This window comes from Jatrophihabitans sp., assembly GCA_036389035.1.
Classification (GTDB): domain Bacteria; phylum Actinomycetota; class Actinomycetes; order Mycobacteriales; family Jatrophihabitantaceae; genus Jatrophihabitans_A.
Genome location: DASVQQ010000032.1, coordinates 70,076 through 76,485, shown reverse-complemented (window position 1 = coordinate 76,485; position 6,410 = coordinate 70,076). Strand labels below are relative to the sequence as shown.

The window sequence follows — 6,410 nt, the reverse complement described above, 5'->3', positions numbered from 1 at the left end:
GGAGGAAGAAGATCGCCAGGAACAGGATCAGGAACCAGCTCGCGTCCACGCCGATGCGGATGCCTGCGATTCGCATGAGCTGGTACGACGAGCCGGAGCGCCCCATGCGCCCATCGTCGCATAGCATCGCCCGCCTCATGGCCAAGATCCAGGTGAAGAACCCCATCGTGGAGCTTGATGGGGACGAGATGACGCGCGTCATCTGGTCCTTCATCAAGGACAAGCTGATCCTCCCGTACCTCGATGTCGACCTGAAGTACTTCGACCTCGGGATCGAGCACCGCGATGCGACGGACGATCAGGTCACGGTCGACGCGGCGAACGCGATCAAGCGGCACGGCGTCGGCGTCAAGTGCGCCACGATCACGCCCGACGAGGCGCGCGTCGAGGAGTTCGACCTCAAGCGCATGTACCGCTCGCCCAACGGCACGATCCGCAACATCCTCGGCGGCGTCATCTTCCGCGAGCCGATCGTGATCTCCAACGTCCCGCGCCTGGTGCCGGGCTGGACGCAGCCGATCGTCGTCGGCCGTCACGCGTTCGGAGACCAGTACCGCGCCGAGGACACGAAGATCCCGGGCAAGGGGAAGCTCAAGCTCACCTTCCAGCCCGACGACGGCGGCGAGGCGATCGACATCGACGTCTTCGACTTCCCGGACGCCGGCATCGCGATGGCGATGTACAACCTCGACGACTCGATCCGCGACTTCGCCCGAGCCTCGTTCCGCTACGGGCTGAACCGGGAGTTCCCGGTCTACCTCTCCACGAAGAACACGATCATGAAGAAGTACGACGGGCGCTTCAAAGACCTCTTCGAGGAGATCTTCGAAGCCGAGTTCAAGGCGGACTTCGAGGCGAAGGGGATCACCTACGAGCACCGCCTGATCGACGACATGGTCGCCGCGGCGCTGAAGTGGGAGGGAGGCTACGTCTGGGCCTGCAAGAACTACGACGGCGACGTGCAGTCCGACATCGTGGCGCAGGGCTTCGGCTCGCTCGGCCTGATGACCTCGGTGCTGGCCACCCCGGACGGCAAGACCGTCGAGGCGGAGGCGGCGCACGGCACGGTGACCCGGCACTACCGCCAGCACCAGAAGGGCCAGCCGACCTCGACCAACCCGATCGCCTCGATCTTCGCCTGGACCCGGGGCCTGGCCCACCGCGGCAAGCTGGACAACACCCCCGAGGTGACCGCCTTCGCCGAGACGCTGGAGCGGGTCTGCATCGAGACGGTCGAGTCCGGTCAGATGACCAAGGACCTCGCGCTGCTGATCTCCAAGGACAGCCCCTGGCTGACCACCGAGGACTTCCTGAGCGCGATCGATGACAACCTCAAGAAGGCGATGGCCTAGTTCCTCCGCCGAGGAGCCAGATGAGCCGGCCGGGCCAGGATCTGCTGGTGTCGATCGACGGACCGGTCGCGACGCTGACGATCAACCGGCCGGCCAAGCGCAACGCCCTGACTCTTGCGATGTGGCGCGAGCTGGCCGCGATCTGCGCCGAGCTGGACGCCGACCCGCGGTTGCGGGTGCTGGTGGTGACCGGGGCGGGGCCATCCTTCTGTGCCGGCGCTGACATCAGCTCGCTGTCCGAGGACGAGGCGGTGTTGAAAGAGGTCGTGGAGGACGCCGAGCGGGCGTTGCGCAACCTGGCGATGCCGAGCATCGCCAGGATCAGCGGGCATTGCTTCGGCGGCGGAAACCAGATCGCGGTGGCCTGTGACCTGCGGGTCGCCGACAGCAGCGCCAGTTTCGCGGTGCCGCCGGCCAGGCTGGGGGTGATCTACCCGGTCGGCTCCACCCGAGCGCTGGTCGAACTCGTCGGCCCGGCGGCGGCCAAGCGGCTGATCTTCACCGCCCAGCCGATCGACGCGGCGCAGGCGCTGCGGATCGGGCTGGTCGAGCAGGTGGTCGAGCCTGACGAGCTCGACGCGGCAGTGGCCGAGCTGGTGGCCGCGATCCTGCCGCTGGCGCCGATGACCCAGTTCGCCGGCAAGGAACTGGTCAACCTGATCGCCGACGGCGGGAACGCCGACGCCGCGTTCGAGCGCTGGACGGCCCGCTGGCGGCTGTCCGCCGACGGCGTCGAGGGGCCGCGGGCGTTTCTGGACCGCCGGCAGCCGGTCTTCAGCTGGCGCCCGGAGCCGTCCGACCCCGAGACGCGCTGAGGTTGTCGCTCAGCCGCCGGTCGCTCAGCCGACGGTGCTCAGCAGTCGCGAGGAGCCGTCGGGGTTGGGCCGCACCTGGATCTGGTCGGCGATCCGGCGCTTGACCTCTTCGACGTGGCTGACCACCCCCACTGCCCGGCCGCCTGCGCGCAAGCTGTCGAGCACCGCCAGCACCTGGTCGAGCACGTCCGGGTCAAGGCTGCCGAACCCCTCGTCGATCAGCAGGGTGCCCAGGTCCACCCCGCCGGACTCGGCGCGCACGATGTCGGCCAGCCCCAACGCCAGCGACAGCGAGACGTAGAAGGTCTCGCCGCCGGACAGGGTGCCGGGGTCGCGGGTCTTTCCGGTGTGCAGGTCCAGGATCCGCAGGCCCAGACCTGAGCGGGAGTTGCCGGTGCGCGCCGCGGTGTGCTCCAGTTCGTAGCGGCCACCGGAGATCCGGCGCAGCTGGGAGTTCGCGGCGCCGACGATCTCGGTGAACCGGCGCACCAGCACGTAGGTGGTGAGTTCCATCTTCAGCTGGTTGTCGTCCAGTCCGGCCACCAGGTTGCCAACCCGGATGGCCGCGGCGGTCTCGGTCAGCACTCTGGCTCCCCGCCGGACCGCGGCCTCGAGCCGCTCGGCGTGGCTGATCGCCTCGGCGAGCCGGCTGGCAGCCGCGCCGTGCTCGGCGGCGGCGGCTGCCTCGGCTGCCTCGGCCGCCTGCAGGCGCTCGGTGAGTTCGGCTAGGTCAGCTGGCGGCTCGTCGAGCCGCGGGTCCGTCAGCTCGGCCGCGGACAACTGGCCGCAGACCTCGTCCAGCCGCTGCTGGTACCTGCGAATCTGGCCGCGCAGCTCGGCCAACTCGGCGCTGCCGCGCCTGGCGAGATCCCAGGCGGCCACCTCGTCGAACTCGGCGGCGGCCAGCGCGGCCTGGAACCGGTCACGGGCCTCGGCCTCGGCGTTCAGCGCCGCGGCAGCGGCCGAGCAGGCGGCGGCGGCGGCGTCCAGCAGCGCCACCTCGGCGTTCAGCGCCGCGACCCGATCGACCACGCTGGGATGGCCGTCGCGCGCCTCGGTCACCGCCAGGACGTCTTCGGCGATGCTGGCCGACAGCGCGTCGCGGCGCTCGGTGAGCCTGGTCTCGGCCACAGTGGCCTGCTGGACCTGCTCGGTCAGCGTGGCGAGCTGGCCGGCGATCTCGGCCAGCTCCAGGTCCAGGGCCCGCTGCCGGTCGGCGGCTGCCTGGGCCGCGGCCAGCCCGGCGCTGGCCTGCTCGAGCTTGGCCTTGGCCCGTTCGGGGCTGAGCTGCTCGGCTCTGATCTGCAGCTCGACCAGCTCGGAGCGCTGCTCAGCCAGCTCGGCGCGGCGGGTCTCGACCTCGGTGCTCAACCGGCGCAGCTCGTCCTCGGCGGAGTTGACCAGCTCCTGGCTGACGTGGCCATCGGCGGGCCGGGCCGGTCTCGGGTGCTCCACCGAGCCGCACACCACGCACTCCTGGCCGCTCTGCAGAGCCATCCCCAACTCGCTGGCGATGCTGGCTCGCCAGCTGACCCGCAGGGTGTCCAGCCGGGCCCGCTGGCCCTCGGCGGCGTCGAAGAGCTCCTGGGCCAGTTGCTGGTTCTCAGCCGCCAGCTTCGCCGCGGCCACCGCCTGCCGGGCGGCCAACAATCGTGCCTGGGCCCGGTCGCGCTCGGCGCTCAGGTCGACCAGCCGGCTGGCGGCGACAGCGGCCAGATCGCGGTCCTCGGCCAGCTCGGCCTGCCGGGCTGGCAGCTCGGCCAACCGCGCCACGGCCTGCTGGCGACGTTCGAGCTGCAGCGCCAGCTGCCGCTGGAGCTGGGAGTGGTCGGCTCGTTGGCCCTCCAGCCGGCGTTCCCGCCGCAGTCCCTCGGCGAGCTCGCCGAGCTTGGTCCGCCCGCCCGCGGCAGCGGCTCGCAGGCCCGACTCCGGCAGCGCGCGCAGCGCTGGCACTAGCCGGGCCCGGGCGGCGGTCTCGGCCTGCGCGGCCTGCTCGAACCGGCTGCCGGCGACGGCCAACGCCTCGGCGGCGGGCAGCACCAGCAGCGCCCGTTCGGCGGCGGCCAGCTCGGCGCAGGCGGCCTGGTGCTCGTCCGCGCCGGCCAGTAGCCGCTGCTGCTCGGCTCGCAACTGCTCGCGGACGGCCCGGCGTCCGGCCAGGTCCTGGGCCTGACGCAGCTGCGCCGAGCGGTGCGAGCGAACCGTGGTCGCGCCGGCCTGATGCTCGGCGGCGGCTGACACGGTCGCCTGCAGCCCCTCGCGCATTCCGGCCAGCAGCGCGGTGACGGCAGCGCAGTTCCCGGCCTCGCAGTGGCCGGCGAGCTCGTTGAGCTCGTGCTCGGCCAGGCCGGTGGCGCCGGCGAGCGCGTGCGCCGCCCGGCTCACCGTCGCGGTCGCCGCGGCCCGCCGCTGCTCGGCGGCCCGGCGGCCCTCGACCAGCGCCTCCTGGGCACGGGCCAGCACCTCGGTGCCGAACAGCCTTTGCAACAAAGCGCGTTTGTCGTTGGTGCTGGACTGCAGGAAGCTCGCGAACTCACCTTGCGGCAGCAGCACGGTCTGGACGAACTGGGCGTGCGTCAGCCCCACCGCCCGGGTGATCTCGTCCTCGGTGTCGCCGAGATTGGCAGACAGCAGCACTCCGCCGTCCGGATGGTCGAGTGAGCCGAGCCGCCAGAGTTTGACGGTCATATGCACCGGGGTGGTCCCGGTGCCCCGCTTCTTCGGCCGCTGATGGCTCGGGGTGCGTCGGATGCGGTAGAGCCCGCTCTGGGTCTCGAAGACAAGCTCGACCACCGGCTCGGCGTCGGGCGGGGCGTGGTGTGACTTCAGCCGCTCCGCGGTTGCCGTGCTCTGCGCCAGCTTGCCGTACAGGGCGAAGCTGATTCCGTCGAGCACGGTGGTCTTGCCTGATCCGGTCGGGCCTTCGAGCAGGAACAGGCTGCTGTTGCCGAACCGGCTGAAGTCGATCTCGACCCGGTCGGCGAACGGGCCGATCGCGGTCATGCGCAGTCGGTGCAGTCGCATCAGCCGCCGCCCGGTCGCGCTTCGGCGGTGCTGGCGCTTTGATAGGCGCGCTCGAACAGCTCCAGCTCGACCTCCAGCGCAGCCAGGCCGGTGACGTGCTCGATGAAGTCGGCGCCCAGCTGTCGAGGGCTCTGAACCGCCGCGGTGGCCGCCAGCTCACCGGTCGGTTGTGCGCCGAGGGGGGAGTGAGTCATGCGCAGCAGGTGCGGAAAGTGGAACTTGAGCCGGTCGAAGAGCTGGTCGGGCCGGGACCGGTCGGTGACCGTCACCTGGACCCAGTCCGCCCGGTGGCGGTCATCGGCGAGCAGGTCAGCCAGCTCGCCGGTCAACTCGACCATCTCTCGCGGCTGCCGCAGCGCTACCTCGGTGATCCGAACCGGCGCCTCGGGCGCCAGATCGACCAGCGTGACCGACTTGGTGTGCGTCAGCTCGGAGAAGGAGTACCGCAACGGTGAGCCGGAGTAACGCAGCACGGTGCCGGCCGAACCGCGCGGCTGCTGGGCGCCGTGCAGGTGCCCGAGCGCGACGTAGTCCACGCCGTCGAAGGTTCCGGCCGCGACGCTGTCGACTCCGCCGACCACGATGGCGCGCTCGCTCTCACTCGGCAGCCCGCCGACCACGAAGGCGTGCGCGAGCACCACCGATCGGGTGCCCGGTGGCCGGCTGGCCAGGTCGTGGCGGACCCGATCCATCGCGGCCGTCAGAACGGCCTGGTGCGAGCGCTCCAGTGGCTGGTCAGGCGGCGCCAGCACCGCGCGGGCGACGTCGGGATCGAGGTAGGGCAGCGGGTAGATCGCCACCTGGGCCGGCCCGTTCCCCAGCAGCACCGGCGAGCCGACCGCAGCCGGGTCGGTGCGCACCCGCAGCCGCTCGGTGAACAGCTCGGCGCCGAAGCCGAGCCGGATGGCCGAGTCATGGTTGCCGGCCGTGACGATCACCGTGCTGTGCCTGGTCAACTCGGCCAGCGTGCTGGCGAACAGCGCCACCGCCTCGACCGGCGGCACCGCCCGGTCATAGACGTCACCGGCGATCAGCACCGCCTCGACCGGCACCCCGTCTGACGGATGCGCCACCAGCTGACAGATCTGGTTCAGCACGTCCGCCTGGGCATCGAGCAGGTCGACGCCGTGCAGCGTGCGACCCAGATGCCAGTCGGAGGTGTGCAGGAACCGCATGGAAAGAAAGCTACAAGCGGCCCCCGACAGAATCGGGTAGCGAC

The 6,410-nt window shown here is 71.1% G+C and carries 4 protein-coding genes; 2 read left to right on the top strand and 2 right to left on the bottom strand.

Going from position 1 to position 6,410, the window contains the following annotated elements; all coding sequences use genetic code 11:
* Nucleotides 1-137: 137 nt before the first annotated feature.
* Together VF557_17085 and VF557_17080 are read left to right on the top strand one after the other, a co-directional pair.
* The gene (locus tag VF557_17085; GenBank protein ID HEX8081929.1) at nt 138-1,352 is read left to right on the top strand and encodes an NADP-dependent isocitrate dehydrogenase; all 1,215 of its coding nucleotides are present in this window, start codon (nt 138-140) and stop codon (nt 1,350-1,352) included.
* A 20-nt stretch (nt 1,353-1,372) separates the two neighbouring features.
* Nucleotides 1,373-2,167, top strand: coding sequence for an enoyl-CoA hydratase/isomerase family protein (locus tag VF557_17080; GenBank protein HEX8081928.1), 795 nt, complete (start codon nt 1,373-1,375; stop codon nt 2,165-2,167).
* 24 nt (nt 2,168-2,191) lie between these two features.
* On the opposite strand, the gene VF557_17075 is transcribed toward VF557_17080, so the two are convergent.
* Together VF557_17075 and VF557_17070 are read right to left on the bottom strand one after the other, a co-directional pair.
* On the bottom strand, nt 2,192-5,170 hold the full coding sequence (locus VF557_17075; protein HEX8081927.1) for an SMC family ATPase: 2,979 nt from the start codon (nt 5,168-5,170) through the stop codon (nt 2,192-2,194).
* A gap of 20 nt (nt 5,171-5,190) precedes the next feature.
* The gene (locus VF557_17070; protein HEX8081926.1) at nt 5,191-6,366 is read right to left on the bottom strand and encodes an exonuclease SbcCD subunit D; all 1,176 of its coding nucleotides are present in this window, start codon (nt 6,364-6,366) and stop codon (nt 5,191-5,193) included.
* Between the last annotated feature and the right edge of the window lie 44 nt (nt 6,367-6,410).